General features: G+C 64.7%; 14 protein-coding genes. 4 read left to right on the plus strand and 10 right to left on the minus strand.

The features are described from left to right. The first annotated feature begins 5 nt into the window (after window positions 1-5). Complete coding sequence (locus AC3WOB_RS11780; RefSeq protein WP_492275113.1) at window positions 6-1,451, plus strand: efflux transporter outer membrane subunit; 1,446 nt, start codon at window positions 6-8, stop codon at window positions 1,449-1,451. Window positions 1,452-1,536: 85 nt separating this feature from the next. On the opposite strand, the gene AC3WOB_RS11785 is transcribed toward AC3WOB_RS11780, so the two are convergent. From AC3WOB_RS11785 to dsbD, 4 genes are all read right to left on the minus strand, one after another. Further along, window positions 1,537-3,663, minus strand: coding sequence for a mechanosensitive ion channel family protein (locus AC3WOB_RS11785; protein ID WP_013393783.1), 2,127 nt, complete (start codon window positions 3,661-3,663; stop codon window positions 1,537-1,539). A 312-nt stretch (window positions 3,664-3,975) separates the two neighbouring features. Then, window positions 3,976-4,749: a thiol:disulfide interchange protein DsbG gene (gene dsbG, locus AC3WOB_RS11790; protein WP_492275114.1), complete on the minus strand. Its 774-nt coding sequence runs from the start codon at window positions 4,747-4,749 to the stop codon at window positions 3,976-3,978. Between the two features lie 9 nt (window positions 4,750-4,758). Continuing rightward, window positions 4,759-5,595: a prolipoprotein diacylglyceryl transferase family protein gene (locus tag AC3WOB_RS11795; RefSeq protein ID WP_492275115.1), complete on the minus strand. Its 837-nt coding sequence runs from the start codon at window positions 5,593-5,595 to the stop codon at window positions 4,759-4,761. Then, complete coding sequence (gene dsbD, locus AC3WOB_RS11800; protein WP_049797798.1) at window positions 5,592-7,472, minus strand: protein-disulfide reductase DsbD; 1,881 nt, start codon at window positions 7,470-7,472, stop codon at window positions 5,592-5,594. The genes AC3WOB_RS11795 and dsbD overlap by 4 nt, the downstream gene beginning before the upstream one ends. A 168-nt stretch (window positions 7,473-7,640) precedes the next feature. On the opposite strand from dsbD, the gene AC3WOB_RS11805 reads away from it, so the two are divergent. Together AC3WOB_RS11805 and AC3WOB_RS11810 are read left to right on the plus strand one after the other, a co-directional pair. Next, window positions 7,641-8,309, plus strand: coding sequence for a response regulator (locus AC3WOB_RS11805; protein ID WP_013393787.1), 669 nt, complete (start codon window positions 7,641-7,643; stop codon window positions 8,307-8,309). Next, window positions 8,306-9,646, plus strand: a complete 1,341-nt coding sequence (locus AC3WOB_RS11810) for an ATP-binding protein (protein ID WP_492275116.1) — start codon at window positions 8,306-8,308, stop codon at window positions 9,644-9,646. The genes AC3WOB_RS11805 and AC3WOB_RS11810 overlap by 4 nt, the downstream gene beginning before the upstream one ends. Before the next feature lie 62 nt (window positions 9,647-9,708). Here the strand turns inward: AC3WOB_RS11810 and AC3WOB_RS11815 are convergent, their stop codons facing one another. Beyond that, window positions 9,709-10,293, minus strand: a complete 585-nt coding sequence (locus AC3WOB_RS11815) for a CGNR zinc finger domain-containing protein (protein ID WP_492275117.1) — start codon at window positions 10,291-10,293, stop codon at window positions 9,709-9,711. Window positions 10,294-10,396: 103 nt separating this feature from the next. Here AC3WOB_RS11815 and AC3WOB_RS11820 point away from each other — a divergent pair, with 103 nt between their 5' ends. Next, complete coding sequence (locus AC3WOB_RS11820) at window positions 10,397-11,569, plus strand: epoxide hydrolase family protein (RefSeq protein WP_492275118.1); 1,173 nt, start codon at window positions 10,397-10,399, stop codon at window positions 11,567-11,569. Window positions 11,570-11,589: 20 nt separating this feature from the next. Here AC3WOB_RS11820 and AC3WOB_RS11825 read toward each other — a convergent pair whose 3' ends face one another. The 5 genes from AC3WOB_RS11825 to AC3WOB_RS11845 form a co-directional block, all read right to left on the minus strand. Then, complete coding sequence (locus tag AC3WOB_RS11825) at window positions 11,590-12,309, minus strand: PepSY-associated TM helix domain-containing protein (RefSeq protein ID WP_492275119.1); 720 nt, start codon at window positions 12,307-12,309, stop codon at window positions 11,590-11,592. Between the two features lie 16 nt (window positions 12,310-12,325). Beyond that, window positions 12,326-12,706, minus strand: a complete 381-nt coding sequence (locus AC3WOB_RS11830) for a PepSY domain-containing protein (protein ID WP_492275120.1) — start codon at window positions 12,704-12,706, stop codon at window positions 12,326-12,328. Beyond that, window positions 12,706-14,955, minus strand: coding sequence for a TonB-dependent siderophore receptor (locus tag AC3WOB_RS11835; RefSeq protein WP_492275121.1), 2,250 nt, complete (start codon window positions 14,953-14,955; stop codon window positions 12,706-12,708). The genes AC3WOB_RS11830 and AC3WOB_RS11835 overlap by 1 nt, the downstream gene beginning before the upstream one ends. A 237-nt stretch (window positions 14,956-15,192) precedes the next feature. Next, complete coding sequence (locus AC3WOB_RS11840; RefSeq protein ID WP_492275122.1) at window positions 15,193-16,161, minus strand: FecR domain-containing protein; 969 nt, start codon at window positions 16,159-16,161, stop codon at window positions 15,193-15,195. 3 nt (window positions 16,162-16,164) lie between these two features. After that, the gene (locus AC3WOB_RS11845) at window positions 16,165-16,665 is read right to left on the minus strand and encodes a sigma-70 family RNA polymerase sigma factor (protein WP_013393794.1); all 501 of its coding nucleotides are present in this window, start codon (window positions 16,663-16,665) and stop codon (window positions 16,165-16,167) included. Between the last annotated feature and the right edge of the window lie 99 nt (window positions 16,666-16,764).

Consider the following 16,764-nt stretch of genomic DNA (forward strand, 5'->3'; position numbering starts at 1 on the left):
AAGCGATGACCCTTACCCTCCAGCGGCTCAAGCCGCTGGCCGCGGCCGCAGCCGTCGTGGCAATGCTGGCGGGCTGCGCGCTGGCGCCGACCTATGAGCGCCCAGCGTCCCCTGTCGCTCAGCAGTGGGGAGTCGAAGGCCAGGCGGACTTCGCGTCCGGACCGGGCTCGGCCGCCGCCACGCTGGACTGGCGCGGTTTCGTGACCGACCCGTCGCTGCGCGGACTGATCGAAACCGCGCTGGCCAACAACCGGGATTTGCGCCGGGCCTTGCTCAACGTCGAAGCGGCGCGCGCGATGTACCGCGTGCAGCGTTCCGAGCAGTTGCCATCCATCGGCGCCCAGGCTGGTGGCACGCGGCAGCACAATCCGGCGGATCTGAATGCCAACGGCACGTCCGGCGTGCAGAGCGAGTGGCGCGCCGGCGTGGGCGTCACGGCCTTCGAGCTGGACCTGTTCGGCCGCGTGCGCAGCCTGTCGGAAGCGGCGCTACAAGAGTATCTGGCCACCGAGAACGGCGCGCGCAGCGCCCGCATCAGCCTGATCGCGGAGGTGATAGACGCCTACCTCACGCGCGAAGGCGCGCGCCAACGCGGGCTGCATACCGAGCGCACTTTGGCATCGCGCGAGCAGTCGCTGCAACTGATCGCCCGGCGCCGCGCCGAAGGCATCGGGAGCGCCTTGGACTATGAGCAGGCGAAGGGCCTGACGGACCAGGCGCGCGCCGATCTGGCGCGCATGGAACGGCAGTACCGGCAGTCGACCAATGCGCTGACGCTGCTGGCCGGAGTCAGTGATTTGAGCCCCTATCTGGCGCCCCATGACGGCGCGGTGCCCATGCTGGTGCAGCAACTGGCGGCGGGCACGCCGTCAGAGCTGCTGACCTACCGTCCAGACATCCTGGCCGCGGAACATCGGCTGCGGGCGCGCAACGCCGATATCGGCGCCGCGCGCGCGGCGTTCTTCCCGCGCATCTCCTTGACCGGCATGTTCGGCAGCGCCAGTTCGGACCTGTCGGATCTGTTCTCGGGCGGCCAGCGCGCCTGGTCCTTCGCGCCGCAGATCACGCTGCCCATCTTCGACGGCGGCCGCAACCAGGCCAACCTGGATCTGGCCCGGGTCCGCAAGGAAGCGGCGGTGGCCGAGTACGAACAGTCGATCCAGACCGCGTTCCGCGAGGTCATGGACGGGCTGGCGGCGACCGACACCTTGCGCAGGCAGGAGGACGCGCTGCGCGCGCAGACCGACAGCAGCCAGGCCGCGCTGCGCCTGTCCGAGGCGCGCTATCGCGGCGGCGTGGACAACTATCTGCGCTACCTGGATGCCCAGCGCAGCGACTTCGCCAATCAGATCGCGTTGATCGAAGTCCGGACCGAGCGCCAGATCGCGCTGGCCTCGTTATTTCGAGCCCTGGGCGGAGGCTGGCGTGGCGACGGGGCAGCGGAAAAGTAGGGCGCCCATTGCGCGGCAGCCGGTCCAAATGACGGGCCTGGAAGTTTGCCCGGCCGTCCTGGACCAGAGGCGTAGGGAAGGGGAGTCATGCGTCCTGTTCCGAAGCCGTGGCCGAGCGTTTGGGCGGACGTGCTCGGGACAACTGCACGTTCATGCGCGGCATGGAAGGTTCCAGTCCGGCCTGGTCCAGCCGGCGCCGCAGGCGCATGTTGAAGGCGCGCTGGACTTCCCATTGCCGCAGCGGCGCCGTCTTGAAGCGAAAGCGCAGGATCGCCTGGCCGTTGTCGAAGCTCTCCACGCCTTGCTGTTCGATGGGCGACCACAGGAAGGGATAGATCGCCGGATCGGTGCGCAACTCCAGGGCCACTTCGCGGACCAGCGCCACGGCGTCGTCGATCGGCATGGTGGCCGGCACCGGCCAGCGGAACATGGCGTAGCCGAACTCGCGCGAGTAGTTCTTGATGGTCTTGATTTCGCTGAACGGAATCGTGTGCACTACGCCGTCCAGGTCTCTCAGGCGCACGGTGCGTATGGTCAGGCCTTCGACAAATCCAAGGTGGTTGCCCACGTCCACGTAGTCGTCGATGGAAAGGGAGTTCTCGATGATGATGAACAGGCCCGTGATCAGGTCGGCCACCAGCGATTGCGCGCCGAAGCCGATGGCCAGGCCGATGACGCCGGCGCCGGCCAGCAGCGGCGTGACGTTCATGCCCATGTTGGCCAGCGCGACGATCACGGCAATCACGAAAATAGTGGCAAGCAGGACGTTGCGGATCAGCGGCAGCATGGTCAGCGCACGGACATTGGTCCGGTTCTTGCCGCTGGTGCCCAGGGTGTGCTGCAGCGCGGTGTCGGTCAGGATCCATATCAGCCAGGCTACCAGCAGGGTGCCGACGAAGCTTGCCACCTTGGGGCCGATCGCCGATCCGCTGCTTTCCATGAGCGCGATCAGAGACAGGCCCAGTACGCGCAAGCCGATTTCCAGGAACACCAGCAGGTTGGCGATCCAGAGCAGGGTGTAGCCGAAGTACCTGAGCTGTCCCAGATAGGCCGTGCGCCGATTCGCGGCGCGGCTGGAACTGAGGTAGGCGCGGCGGATGATGCCGCTGACGGCCATGCCCGCGATTGCCACCAGCGCGCAGAGCAGGGCGCGGCGTATCACCTGATCGCTGTCGTTGGCGGTAGCCAGGGTGGTGAACAGCGAGATACCCACCAGGATGAGGAACGGGACGAACCAAAGCGGCCCGATCAGCCGCAGCAGCTTGTGCAGCCCTTGGCGCTTGACCCGGCGCTCCTTGGGCTGGTTGCGGATCAGGTGCGTGACGGGGCGGCGGAACCGCAGGATGAACAGCGCGCTCAGCGTCGCGGCGGCTACGTTGGCGAGCAGGCCGGCGAACTGCGCGATGCCGAGTCCGAACACGCTGGTGACCTCGGGATCGTGCAAGGCGTCGCCCAGTGCGGCCAGACTGCCTATCAGCCAAAGCGGCAGGGCGGCGCGGCGCTGCAGGATGTCCAGCGCCCGCCCGCGGTGCGCGCCGTCCAGCAAGGTCAGGGCGATCAGGCAGAGCGAAGAGAACAGCGCGCCGACGAGCAGCACGTAGGCCAGTACCAGGGCCCCGAGCCGGCCCACGGAGTCCGGCGTCAGGACGGAAAGGGAGAGCATGATCACGAAGGCGATGGCCCAGGGCGCCAACTGCCGCGCCGCCAGCCAGAGCAGCTGGCGGGTCTTCGGACGGACCGGCGCTGCGTCCGCCGGCGCCCGGCGCCGTTCGAGGCGTCGGCCTATCCAGCGCAGCGCCAGGGCCAGGCCGGCCCAGATCGCCAGCACGATCAGGAAATCGGCGATCAGCGTGGGCCATTCGCGCCATGCCGGCAAACCGGTGGCGAGTTCGGCACGCGCTTGCCGGTACAGCATGCCCCAGCGGGTCAAGGCGCCTTCGGGGCCGTCCAGGCGTCGTTCCAGGCTTTCGGCGGTGTCGCGGATGAGGGCGAGGATGCCGTCCTTTTCGTTCTCCGCGCCTTGCTTGGTCGCGTCGCGCAGCTGCTTCAGCTGGTTCAGAAGATCAGCGCGTTGCTTGTCGTTTTCAAGCGTCTGGATGACCTGGTCCAGCGACTGGTTCAGTTGCGCATTGTCGACGGGTTTGCTGGAAGTCGATCCGGTCAGGCTGGGCAGCGCTGCAGATGAGGTCGGGATGAAACCCAGGCTCAGCACAAGGAGTATCAACGGCAGGCATAGACGGATACCGCGCAGGGTTGAAACTCGCAAGATTGCCTCTCTGATGATGATATGGATACCTTTTAGAAGAGTCGCGGACGGGACGCAAGGTTTGGTTTTCAGGACCTCAGCAGAGCCAACTTATGGATAGTCACGTCAGGACGCTGACGAAGGCGGTTAAAGCGGTTTGCCGGTGTCCAGGGATGCCTGGGTCTGGTGTTGGTGTTATGCGCATAATGTGTATTATGTAAAGTACGAATTACGCTTGGGATGACAGAGTAATCATCCCCAGCAGATCGGCCGTGCTGTTCAGCGCGGCCCTAGTACTTCGGCCAATTGCGCACCCTGGGGCATGCCGTTGAACTTCTTGACCGAGCCGTCGCCCTCCCGGACCACGATGCCAGGCGTGCCGCGGAAACCAGCCGATATCATCAGCATATGATTGTCTTCTAGGATCCGGAGTACATCGTCGGGGACGCTATCGGCGGGCTTGATGCCACCCTGGTCAAACTTGTGTTCGTTCTCCGCCAACGCAGCCGATGGATCGGGCGCGCCAAGGATCGCCGCAGCCTTGGCTGGACTGTCTGCCCGGATCACGCCGACGAGCAGATGGCGAAGCTGGACTTTGCCTGCGTCCACCCAGGGACGCGCGGCTTCCCAGAATTGGTGGCAATAAGGACAATTTGCATCGGAGAAGGCATAGATGATGCGGGGCGCGTCGGGTTTTCCGTCCTGCACCCAGGCAGCGGACTCCAATTGAACCCACGTCTTCTCGCCCATCGGTTTCTCAACCAGGTCCCGCAGCGTCAATCTGTCGATCGGCGTGCCTTTGGCGTCCAGACGCGTACCGACGATGGCGTTGCCGTCGCTGGTGACGTAGACGGCAACGGGGCGATCGCCTGCAGTGCCTGCGAAGGCGCGCAAGCCGCCGCCCACATCGAATTCCTGCATCACCATGAGACCTTGCGCCTCCAGTGCCTGGACGACTGGCGGCCGGGTCCCCTTCCCCGCCTGACTCTGGCCAGCCACCAGCATGAGGGCGATAGCTGCGATGGAGGATAAATTCTTGCGTACTGCGAACATGATCATTCCTTATCTTGGTAAATCTTGAGAGGCGCCTGAAGCAAGATTGAAGCGGCGCGAAATCTTGTCCTTAAAGCTGGCCATGGTGATCTCGCCCAGATGCGAATCCACCAATCGTCCCTCCGCGTCAAAGAACAGGGTCGTGGGCAGGCCCCGCGAATTCATCGCCTGCATGGATGAGGACGCGGGGTCGAGCAGCACATTGCTCAATGCCAGGCCCTCGTTGTGAAGAAAATCACGCGCCAGTTGCGCGCTCTCACCCTGGTTGAGCAGGACGATGCCGACACCCGGAAATTCAGACTGCGCTTGTTCCAAGACCGGCATCTCGCGGCGGCAAGGCGGACACCAGCTCGCCCAAAGATTGACGACCAACGGGCGCCCTTCGTACGATCTCAGCGCGATTGGTTTTCCATCCAGTGTTGCCAACTGAAGGTCCGGCAGGCGTGGCGCTTCAAGCAGCAATGAAAACGCTCCGCTACCAGCGAACCAGGCCACAACTCCGGCTAGTACACCGACGTAAATGGGGCGGCGCGGCACAGACATGGACCGGGTTCGCCACCAGACGAACGCAATCGTCGCCGGCACCCCAACCCACCAGTAATATCCACCATCGCCGATTGCAATCATCGACATGGGCGCCGCGAAATAGTCTTCCCACCAGAAGGCGATGTATCCCAGGCGGGCTGCCACGACGCCCCAAAAAACTGCGTCGAGCAGTACGGCGCCGGCAAGCCGATGAGAGGCTTCCGGCAAGCGCTTGGCCAGTACGCGGGTCACCAGCCAGGAAAGCAGTACAGCCGCGACGACACCAATGCTCTGAATGGAGAACGGACCGATACCTATCATGGCGTGCCCGCCTGGTTCAGATGCCCCAGGAAATCAGCCGCGCTGACCTCACCCACCACACGCAGGTCCCTGCGTTCCGTGCCGTCAGGCCCCACCAGGATAAGCGTGGGCGGTCCCATGACGCCCCAGTGCTTGAGCAGGGCCTGATCGGTGGCGTCGTTGCGCGTCACGTCCGGCCGCAGTACCTGCATGCGCGCCAGCCGCTGCGCCACGGCCGGGTCGCCAAACACATTGCGCTCGATCACGTGGCAACTGATGCACCAGTCGGCGTAGAAATCGATCAAGGTCCATTGGCCCTGCGCAGCCGCTTGCGCCAGGCGCTTATCGACGTCCTCGACAGACTTGGCCTCGACGTAGGCCGGTTTGGCGGTCGCTGACGCGGCTGCCGAAGACGCGGCGCGCAGATGCGCCAACGGCTGCGACGCCGACTCGCCTCCCGACGCGGCGCCCACGAGCATGAAGATGGACCATAGGCCGGCAATGGCTCCCAGTGTGCGCAAGGTCCACATCAGACGCAGTCTTTGCGCCAGCGCTTGCGCCCAGGCCAGCAGGCCGATGGCGATAGATAGTATCCAAGCCCCCCACAGCACCAGGCTTACGGTAGCTGGCAGGAAGCGGTCGAGCATCATCACCGCCATTCCGACCATGACGTAGCCGAAGGCGACGCGTACGCTATCCATCCAGGCCCCGGGCTTGGGCAGTATGCGGGCGCCGCAGACAGCGATCGCCAACAGCGGCAGACCCATGCCCAGGCCCAGGGAAAACAGCGCCAGGCCGCCATACAGCGCGCTGCCCGTCTGACTGATATAGAGCAGCGCTCCCGCCAAGGGCGCGGTCATGCAGGGGCCGACCAGCAATGCTGACAAGAAACCCAGCGCCGCAGCGCCGACCACGCTGCCGCCAGAACGTCCCTGGTTGGCGGATCCGAGTCGGTTCAACAACGCGGACGGCAAGCGCAGCTCGAACATTCCGAACAAGGAACTGGCGAGAATCAGGAACAAGGCCGCAAACGCTCCCAGCAGCCAGGGCGATTGCAGGGTCGCCTGGAGATTGGCGCCTGCCAAGCCTGCCGCGACACCCACGGCAGCATAGGTGCCGGCCATGGCCAAGACATAGAACAGGGACGTGATGAAGGCGCGTCGCGGCTTGGCCTGATTGCCGACGACCATGCTGGAAATGATAGGAATCATCGGTAAGGTGCAAGGCGTGAAAGCCAGCAGCAGCCCGAAGCCGAAGAACAGCAAGGTGCCTGCGACCGGCCCCAGCGTCGCAAGACGTTGTGCCGCAGCCTGGTCCTCGGCGACGTTGGCGCCGCCGCCTGCGCCCGCCTCCCGTGGACGGGCGCTTGCCGGAGGTGGGACAGCAGGAACGGCAGCGGCTGCAGAGGCTCCTGCCGCCGTCACGGGCAAATTCACGGCCATGGTCTGCGGCGGATAACAGATGCCTCCTTCCGCACACCCTTGCCAATGCAGCGTCAACGGACCTGTCACGGATGCAGGAAAACGCAGGCGCAGCGCATCTCCGAGATAGATTTCCGTATCGCCAAAGAACTCATCATTCTTTGGCGTGCCTGGAGGAAGATCCAGGCGGACCTCCTCGCCCTGCCCGGAAACCAGCTTCAACGAGTGACGATAAACATAGTAGTTATCGGCAATGCGCCCTTGCGCCGCCAGTTCCCTCCCCTGCTGCTGCACTTGCGCCAGTTTGAATACATCGACCGGATCCAGGAATTCGGCTTCCTCCTTCCAGGAAAACAGTCCGGTACTCGCCCACGCACTGCCAATGGCGAGCAAACACAGAAAGACAATGGCCAGTACTCGCCGATATACAAACAACCTGATTCCTCCGGGCAATAGTCGGCCCCCAACCACCCTCATGCGGCGGTGAAAGGGAGCATATCCAGCGATGATGGAGGAGGTCGATTAACTGAAACTAAAGAAGGGAACGCAGGCGCGGAGAGCTTGGAAATCCGGGAGCCGACCTGCCTGGGCCAACAATTTCTGGCCTAACATATGGATCCTTGGCTGCAGCGGATTGGGATGCAAATGCGGGTATTGCTGGTAGAAGACGACGAACTGATCGGCAAGGGAATTGTGGCTGGCTTGCGCGCGCACGGCATCATGGTGCAGCACGTTTGCACGGCAGTGGAAGCTGAAGCCGCCCAAACCGGGAACTCCTTCAATGCCCTGGTGCTCGACCTGGGGCTTCCCGACCGTGACGGCATGGAGTTGCTCTCCGTTGTGCGCGCGATAGAACCGTGTTTGCCCGTGCTGATACTGTCCGCTCGGGATGCCATAGAGCACAGGATAGCGGGCCTGCACCAGGGCGCCGACGACTACATGACCAAGCCGTTTGATCTGCGGGAATTGGCAGCGCGATTGCATGCGCTGGTCAGACGCACACAGGGGCGCGCAGCCCAGATCATTGCGGCGGGACCGTTGCGTCTGGAACCTGAAAGCGGGCTTGCCTGGCTGGAAGGCCAAGCCATCTCGCTATCGCGTCGCGAGGTGGATCTGCTGGCTCATCTGGCCACTGCCGATGCGAGATGGATTGCTCCTGATCTGCTCAGTGAACGCCTGTACGGGTTGGGCGAAGAAGTAAGCAGCAACGCGCTCAATGTCCATATTCACAACCTGCGCCGCAAGCTTGGAGCTGAAGTGATTGAGACTTCGCGTGGATTGGGATACAGGCTGGGTTGGAGAATCAACGCATGAGCTTGCGTCTGCGCGCGGTCCTGATCGCAGGAATTTCTCTGATGGTTTTATGGGCGGCGGCAGCCGCCTGGATGATGCTGGGTGTGCGTGCCGACGTTGCTCGTACACTCGACGGCCGGCTGGCCATGTCGGCTCGCATGGTCTCTGGCCTGCTTGCAGGCTCGGCCATAGATCCCAACGCCAAGCCGACGGATTTCGCGCAAGCGGTTCGTGTCAATGGCAGCGAAGGAATCGCTTGCGAGATTCGCGCGCTTCGCGGCGAAGTTTTGGCGCGCACCAGCGGCAGTCCGGCCTCGGACTTCGAAAGCCTGCCTGGCGGTTACAGCACGCGCATGATAGCGGGGCAGGAATGGCGGATCTATGTGCTTCGTGACGACAGCTACCAGATAACGACAGCGGATCGTGTCGATCAAAGGAACTCGCTGATCAATGAGTTGCTGTTTGCGGCAGGCGTGCCATTCCTGATCGCGCTTCTTGGCGGACTGGCTGCTCTCTGGATCGGTATTGGGCAAGGCCTTGCGCCGCTGCAAGCCTTGCGCATGCAGTTGCGGGCCAAGGAGACGGACGACACCACGCCTATTGCCGTCGCGAGGCCGCCAACGGAGCTTCGTCCGGTCCTGGATGCGATGAACGGACTGTTGGGACGGCTGGCCCAGGCACTCTCAAGCCAGCGGGCATTTACGGATGCGGCAGCGCATGAATTGCGTACCCCACTGACCGTGATCGACACTCACCTGCAAGTGGCCAGGCTGACTGAAGGCGAAGAAGCCGCGTCTTCACTTTGTAGCGCCGAAGAAGGCGTAAAGCGCCTGCGGCGCACCCTGGACCAAATGATGGTTCTTGCTCGTGCCGAGGCATCGATCAACCCGGAAGACAGGTGCGCATCCATCCAGGAAGTCATCTCCAGCGTCATCAATGCAACAACGGTCGAGGCACAGGCGCGCTTGGCGCTTTCCATCCATGGGTCCGATAGCGGCAGCTCGATTCCCCGCGGGATGCTGGAGGCTGCCGTCCGCAACCTTGTAGACAATGCAATCCGCTATTCCCCCGAAAACATGACTGTCGAAGTCGCGGCGCACTTCGAGTCCCCGACCCGACAATGCCGCGTCATCGTGACCGACCGCGGGCCAGGACTCAGTGAGGATCAAGTAGCCAAAATTGGGCGCCGCTTCTGGCGCGGAGACCAAGGCCGAAGCCGCAACGACGGTGCTGGTCTTGGTATCTCGATCGTGCATGCCATTGCCGAGCGATTCGGAGGGACGCTGAATCTGAAGCCCCGGGCAGGCGGGGGTCTGATTGCGGAACTTGTGCTTCCATGTTTCCCGCTGGTTCAGTGAACTTCAGAATGCACTAGCAGCAGTCCGACAGGCCACAGCGATAGATACAGTGGCTCTCTGCCCTACTCTCTGGATCCCGTCGGACTGTTCTTTTTGCTCTTGCTGGCCTGGAAGCGGGCCTTCTTCTGGCGATTCCCGCAGGTGTTCATGTCACACCACCGCCGCGTGCGGCTCTGGCTGGTGTCAAAAAACGCGGCCTGGCAGCTAGTCGATGCGCACAAAGCCAGCTTTCCGTCTCGTTCGCCTGCGACGACGCTGATGGCGTCGGCGGCGATGACGCCCAGGGCGTCTTCCACGCGGGCCGCCGGGCCCAGCCACCACTGCCGCCTGCCTTCGGATGACAGGGTTGCCGCGGCCTTGCTCTCGACGCTGCGGGCATTGATGACTTTGACGGCGGACGCAGGCAGCGGGTCTCCCGACGCGGACGCGCTCGCCGCGGCGTGGATTGCTTCCCTCAGTTCCCAGGCCAGCTCGAGCTGGGCGTTGGTGCAGGATTTCACGGCCAGGCCGTTCAGCGCCAGCCAATCCAGGAACCGGCGCGGTGTGGGAATACGCTCCACGGAATCGCCTTGACGCTCCGTCAAGGTTCCGGTGAAGCACGTCGCCAGCACGCTGCCGAGGCGGAATTCAGGAAAATCGGCGCGCATGAGATCCCCCAAGCCGGTTGACCGTGAAATTGGCGGTATGTTAGAACCATCTAAGCCGGTTCGCAATGGCTCGTACTTCAAACCACGATGACCAGGAGATCGCATGCCTGCTTCAAACAACGACGTACACGTATTTCAGGCCCGCACCACCGATGCGGATCTCGACGATCTGCGGGCTCGACTGGCCGCGGCGCGCTTGCCGGAGGCCGAAACCGTTAAGGGCGCGGCGCCCGGCGCCCGCCGCTGGGCGCAAGGCGTTCCGCTGTCCGACCTCATCAGCGTAGTGGACTACTGGCGCACCGCGTACGATTGGCGCTCGTTCGAGGCGCGCCTGAACCGGATCGGGCAGTTCCGCGCCGTGATTGATGGCCTGGGTATCCACTTCCTGCACCGCCGGTCGCGGCGCGCGGACGCCACTCCTCTGCTGCTGACGCATGGTTGGCCGGGCAGCATCGTTGAATTCGTCGATATCGTGGACGAGCTGGCAAATCCGAAGGACGCCGGCGCGCCGGCGTTCCATGTGGTGGCGCCGTCGCTGCCGGGATTCGGCTATAGCGACAAACCGGCAGCGACGGGTTGGGGAACCGAGAGGATCGCAACCGCCTGGGTGGAACTGATGGAACGGTTGGGCTATGACAAGTTCCTGGCCCACGGCGGCGATTGGGGAGGCGTGATCACCGCGATCCTGGGCGGCAGGTTTCCGGCGCGGGTCATGGGCATCCACACCACGCTCGCGCAGGCCCCGCCAGGGTTGCCGTTGGACGGGCTGACGGCCGCTGAACGCAAATGGGCCGAGGACACCCGCGACTTCTGGCGCTACCGGGCCGCCTACGCGAAACAGCAGGCGACCCGGCCGCAAACGATAGGATATGCGCTGGTCGACTCGCCGGTCGGGCAACTGGCCTGGATCCTGGATAAATTCGCGGAGTGGACGGATAACGTAGACAGCCCGTTCGAGCGGATTTCGCGGGACCGCATCCTGGACAACGTCACCCTGTATTGGCTGACGCGGACCGGCGCGTCGTCGGCGCGTATCTATTACGAAAGCCACGACTCGCTGGACCCCGAGTTGCGGGTCGATGTGCCGTCGGCCATCAGCATCTACCCCCGCGACATCGAAAAATGTCCGCGTCCCTGGGCGCAGCAGCGGTATCGGCGGATCGTCCGGTGGCGCACGCCCGACATCGGCGGGCATTTCCCGTCGCTGGAAGCGCCCGAGGATTTCGTCAAGGATCTGCAGGCTGGCCTGGCGGCGGTGCTGGCCGCCCATGGGTGAGGCGCGCCCGGGACTTATGGTCATGCACGGTGGGATGGGCGTATTCGCGGGCCATGCAATCTCAACGACCTCCTGCGCCACCAGAGCCAGACCCCGCTGATGCCCAATGTGCCCAGGCCCAGGCCCAGCAATGCCACGACGGTTTCGCCCGCAACGCCGCCCAACTCGCCCGTGTGCAGCGGATAAAGCACGGAATTGATCCGCGCGCCCGGATCGAGTTCGTTCCAGCGCTGCGCCGCCAGCACCTTGCCGTCGCGCGGGTCCAGCCAGACGGTGGACCGTCCGTTGGGATGCGGATCGTCCGGCACGCTCATTCGGATGGCCAAGGGCCGGTCGGTGCGCGGGGTGTAAAGAAAATAGCCTATCGAGCCGTCCGGAAATGCCGCCTGGGCGGCGGCGGCCAGTTCGTCCAGGGACTGAGGCTGGATGGCGCCTGCGGGCCGCGCCGGCAGCTTGGGCGCCACGACCGGCGTCTGGCCGCTGGCCAGCGTGATCCAGCCGCCTATCGGACGCCAGGCCATGTAGGCGCCGCTGGCTATGCAGACGCCCAGCGCCAGCGCCAGGATGGCGCCGCCGTTGCGGTGCAGGTCGAACAAGGCGCGCAACGTGCCCTTATCGAACGCCATGCGCAAGGACGGCGGCCATTTGCGCGGCCACCATACGACCAGCCCGGACACCATCAGCACCAGATAGGCCAGCGCCGTCCAGGCCAGTATGGCTTTGCCGGTCTGTTCCAGCATCAGGGCGCTGTGCAGCTTATAGACCAGGGCGACGATGCCCTCGTCCTCCCCCCTTCTGCCCTTGCTCCCGGCCGCTGGTCGGATCCAGATAGACCGTGCCGTCCCAGGCGCCAGCCGCCCTCACCCTGACCTGCATGGTTTCGCCCGGATCGCGCGGCGGACGGAAGGTGAAGGAGGCTTGCGGCCCGAACCCGGCGGCCAGATTGCGGCGCAAGAATTCGAACGATGCCGGCTGGCCGACGCCTGCGCTTTCGGCCCGGAACAATTCCGGATGCAGCAGTTTGTCCAGCGGCCGGGCAGCCACCAGAAAGGCGCCGCTGAACCCGGAGAGGATCAGGATCCCGCCCAGGCTCAGCGCCACCCAGCGATGGCATAGCAGCCAGATGCGCTTGGGCATCAGTACGCCAGGCGCGCCTGCAGGTAGACCATGCGCGGCGCGCCGACCATGCGGCCGCCGTTGGTGTCGACGTTGCGGGTGTAGTAGCGGCGGTCAAACAGATTGTTTACGCCGACGGCCAGTTCGCTGCCCTTCCATTGCGGCAGTTTGTAGCTCAGCTGCGTGTTCCAGACGCTGAAGCCCGGCACCCGGCCTTCGCTCGCGTCGGCGCTCTCGTCTTCGGTGTTGGCCGTGTCCGAATACTGGCCGCTCTGCGCGGTGGTGTAGAGGTTGAAGGTCCAGTTGTTGCGGGTGTAGCGGCCGCCCAGCGTGCCGGTCTGGCGCGAATAGAACGGCACGTCGTTGCCTTCGAACTCGCCGGATTTCTGGATGGCGCGCACGTAGGTGTAGTTGGCGTAGAGATTCAGGCCGGCGAGCGGTCCGGACTTGTCGAAGTCGTAGTCGATGGCGAATTCGACGCCGTTGTGGGTGGTGGCGCCCAGATTGCGGAACACGGCCGGATTGGTGCCGGGGATCGACAGGATCTGGTTGTCGAAGCGCAGGTCGAAGACCGTGAATTCGGTGTGGGTCTGTTCGCCCGAGTAGCGCAGGCCCGCTTCGATGGTCTTGGCGACTTCGGGGCTGAGCGGGTTGGACGCCGACATCGAGTTCAGCTGGGTGTACTGCACCGCGCCGAACGAGGTGTTGTAGTTGGTATAGAGCGTCAGCGCGTCGTCGACCAGATAGGCCACGTTCAGCGACGGCAGGCCGCGGCTGTTGCGCAGGTCGAACGGTGTGTCGTTGACGGTGCCGCTGGGCTGGCGGTTGGTGCGGATGTGTTCATAGCGCACGCCGGGCGTCACGCGCCATTTGCCGAAGGCGATGCGGTCGTCCAGGTAGATGGAGTGCGCTTCGGTCTTGTTGTCGAAAACCTGGGCGACGCCGACGCGCTGGCCGGTGGCCAGGGATTCCGAATAGCGCCGATCCTGGCCGCTTTCGTGGATGTAGCGATAGCCGATGGTCACGTCGTGCGTGGTCGGGCCCCATTCCAGGCGCTGCGTGTAGCGTGGCTCTATGCCCAGCACCTGGTTGTTGCGCGGCTGGTAGTCGTTGCGTCCCGCCGTGGTGTTGATCAGCGAACTCTGGCGCGAGCTGTCGTAGTGATAGATGCGGGCCTCGAACTCCTGAGTGTCCGAGATGGAGTTCAGGTAGCCGATGTCGACCTGGTCGCGCTGGCCTTTCCAGTAGTCGGTGGGATGGGTGTTCTGGAACGGATCATCGCGGTACTGCGCCACGGTCAGGCCGCCGGGCGTCATGGACTTGACGTCGTAATGCGCGAACTTGCCGTAGATTTCCGAGGTCGGCGTCAGCTCATAGCGCCACTTCAGCGCCACGTCGTTGTAGCGGTCGTGGCTGGCATCGCGCCATTGTTCGCCGTCCATGCCGGAGTACATCAGCGCCACGCCCAGGCCGTTTTCGAACTGCGTGCCCATGAAGCCGGTGTACTGGGTATTGGTGCCGCCCTGGCTGAAGATGTTGTAGCGGGCGGAAGCCTCGGCGGTGAGTCCGGGGGTAGTCGGAATCGAGCGGGTCTTGAAGTTGATCACGCCGCCCACGTTCTGCGGGCCATAGCGCACCGCCCCGCCGCCGCGCACCACGTCGATGGCCTCGATATTGCCCAGGCTGGTCGGCGACATCACCAGGTTCGGCTGGCCGTAAGGGGCCATGGCCATGGGGATGCCGTCCAGCAGCATGGTGGTGCGAAATGAATTGCGCGGGTTCAGGCCGCGGATGCCGACATGCAGGCCTACCGAACTGCCGCTGGCGCTGGTGCTGCCGCTGATCTGCACGCCGGGCACGCGGCGCAGCACGTCGGCCACGCTGGTGGCGCCGCTGTTCTGAATTTCGTCGCGCTTGACCAGCGTGCGGGCGCCGCCGAAGGTCTGCACGCTGTTTTCCAGGCCGGTGCCCAGCCAGTCGCCGCTGACCTGGATCGACTCCAGCGTGTTGGCGTTGCCTGCTGGTATGGCCTTGGCGGCGGGAGCCGGCGCGCGCACCACGTACCCCTGGCCGCCCTGCTCCACCGCCACCAGGCCGGTGCCGGACAGCAGTTGGGCCAACCCGGACTCCACGCCGTAGCTGCCATCCAGGCCCTGGGTCCGCAGCCCCCCCGTGTCCTCGGGCCGGAAGGAAAGCGTGATGCCGCCCGCCTTGGCGAAGGCGGAAAGCGCCTGGTCCAAGGGACCTGCCGGGATGCGATAGTCATGCATTGCGGACGGAGCCGCGCTTTGGGCTGCCGCGGGCGGCGCCGCGGCGAACGCGGCCGCCAGGCTCAGCGTCAATCCGGCTAGCCGCAGGACGCGGGTTTGGGTTTGGTCTTCGACTGCCACTTGGTCACATCCCTACAGGTCATCAATGCGCGGTATGCCGGATGAGGCCGGGGGAAAGGGACAACCACGATGCGGCAAAGTTGTAAATAAGTGAAACCTGGACGGACTGGCGACGCGTCAGCGCGTCAGCGTGACCCAGTAGGACGTGCGCGCCACGACGCGCAGGTCCAGCGTCTTGGCCACAACGGCGAGTAGCGCGTCGGTGTCTTGCAGGCGGAACACACCGGACACCCGCAGGCTGCCCACCGCCGGATCGCAACGCACCATGCCGCGCCGGTAGCGCGATACCTCGGCCAGCAGCATGTCCAGTCGCATGTTGTCGGCTTCGATGACGCCGCGCGTCCATCCGGGCGACTCCGATCCGGCGGGCGCGCTGGGCAGGAAGGCATCGGAGGTGAAGCGGACCGACTCGCCGGCGTTGAAGATCCGTTCCGGACTGCCGTTCCTGAGGTTCACGGCGACGCGGTGCTCCAGTACGGCCAGTTCGGTCAGGGCGTCGCCGTCATCCAGTTGCCGCACCACAAAGCGGGTACCCAAGGCGCGCAAGCGGCCCTGGGGCGTCTCCACGATAAAGGGCCGCGCCCTGCCCGACGGGTCGGCGGCCGTGCGCACATAGACCTCGCCGCCGCGCAACTGCAGCAGGCGTGTTTCGTCGGAATAGCGCACGTCCATGGCCGTGTCGGTATTCAGGTGAACCTGGCTGCCGTCGGCCAGGTGCAGATCCTGGCTTTCGCCCACCGCCGTGTGATAGGCGCCCGCCGGCTGCGTATTCATGCGATAGGCCAGCAAGGCGGCGGGCGGCAGCGTCAGCCCCAGCGCTGCCAGGGTGCGCAGCACCGTGCGCCGGCTGACTTGCGGCGCACGCGTCAAGAGCGGCACGCCTACCGAGGCCGGCACGGCGTCGAATTGCTGCATCAGGCGCTGCGCCCGCTGCCAGGCAAGCTCGCGTTCGGGATTGCCATGGCGCCAGCGTTCAAAGGCTGCATGATCGGCCGGCCCTGCCTCGCCGGAGTGCAGGCGCACCAGCCAGCGGGCGGCTTCCCGAATGACCGAGGCATCGATCGGCTTGGATCCTGTCGCGTCCATTTGTCAGGAGTCCAGCATGGTCAGGCAGATTTCGAAGCCTTGGGCCATGTAGCGCTTTACCGTACGGTCGCTCAGGCCGGTGCGCGCGGCGATCTCGACGTAGGTGAGACCTTCCAGCTGTGACAGGACGAACACCTCGCGCGCCTGCGGCGCAAGGTTACCGAGCATGCGGTCCAGCTGTTGCAGCGCCTGCTGCACGCCCAGCAGCATCTCGGGCGTAGCCTCCAATTCCGGTGGCAGCGCGGCCATGGCCTCGAGCCAGGCGCGTTCCAGCGAGCGGCGGCGCCAGTGATCGTTGAGCAGCCCCCGGGCGATGGTCGTCAGATAGGCCCTGGGCTGGCGCAGCGTGCGGACTTCCTCGGGATTGCGCAGCACGCGTAGAAAAGTGTCGTGCGCGAAGTCGGATGCCTCATCGCCATGGCCGAGGCGATGCCGCCACCATTGGCAGAGCCATTCGTAGTGGTTTTCGCAGAGTAGCTGTAGCGGCTGTAGGGGGTTGGACATGCTCGAACGCCCCGATAGGCAGCGCGATGACACGGAACGGCGGCCTGCCGGGCGATAGCGCCGGCGGCCAATCGGGGTAAATGATACCAAGAACCGTTC

It is taken from the genome of Achromobacter sp. FW305-C-30-7 (genome assembly GCF_058783105.1).

Coding starts and splice junctions, on each gene's coding strand:
- AC3WOB_RS11780 (WP_492275113.1), top strand. CDS start 6: ATGACCCTTACCCTCCAGCGGCTCAAGCCGCTGGCCGCGGCCGCAGCC.
- dsbG (WP_492275114.1), bottom strand. CDS start 4,749: ATGTTCGCAGTACGCAAGAATTTATCCTCCATCGCAGCTATCGCCCTC.
- AC3WOB_RS11795 (WP_492275115.1), bottom strand. CDS start 5,595: ATGATAGGTATCGGTCCGTTCTCCATTCAGAGCATTGGTGTCGTCGCG.
- dsbD (WP_049797798.1), bottom strand. CDS start 7,472: ATGAGGGTGGTTGGGGGCCGACTATTGCCCGGAGGAATCAGGTTGTTT.
- AC3WOB_RS11805 (WP_013393787.1), top strand. CDS start 7,641: ATGCGGGTATTGCTGGTAGAAGACGACGAACTGATCGGCAAGGGAATT.
- AC3WOB_RS11810 (WP_492275116.1), top strand. CDS start 8,306: ATGAGCTTGCGTCTGCGCGCGGTCCTGATCGCAGGAATTTCTCTGATG.
- AC3WOB_RS11815 (WP_492275117.1), bottom strand. CDS start 10,293: ATGCGCGCCGATTTTCCTGAATTCCGCCTCGGCAGCGTGCTGGCGACG.
- AC3WOB_RS11820 (WP_492275118.1), top strand. CDS start 10,397: ATGCCTGCTTCAAACAACGACGTACACGTATTTCAGGCCCGCACCACC.
- AC3WOB_RS11825 (WP_492275119.1), bottom strand. CDS start 12,309: ATGCTGGAACAGACCGGCAAAGCCATACTGGCCTGGACGGCGCTGGCC.
- AC3WOB_RS11830 (WP_492275120.1), bottom strand. CDS start 12,706: ATGCCCAAGCGCATCTGGCTGCTATGCCATCGCTGGGTGGCGCTGAGC.
- AC3WOB_RS11835 (WP_492275121.1), bottom strand. CDS start 14,955: ATGCATGACTATCGCATCCCGGCAGGTCCCTTGGACCAGGCGCTTTCC.
- AC3WOB_RS11840 (WP_492275122.1), bottom strand. CDS start 16,161: ATGGACGCGACAGGATCCAAGCCGATCGATGCCTCGGTCATTCGGGAA.
- AC3WOB_RS11845 (WP_013393794.1), bottom strand. CDS start 16,665: ATGTCCAACCCCCTACAGCCGCTACAGCTACTCTGCGAAAACCACTAC.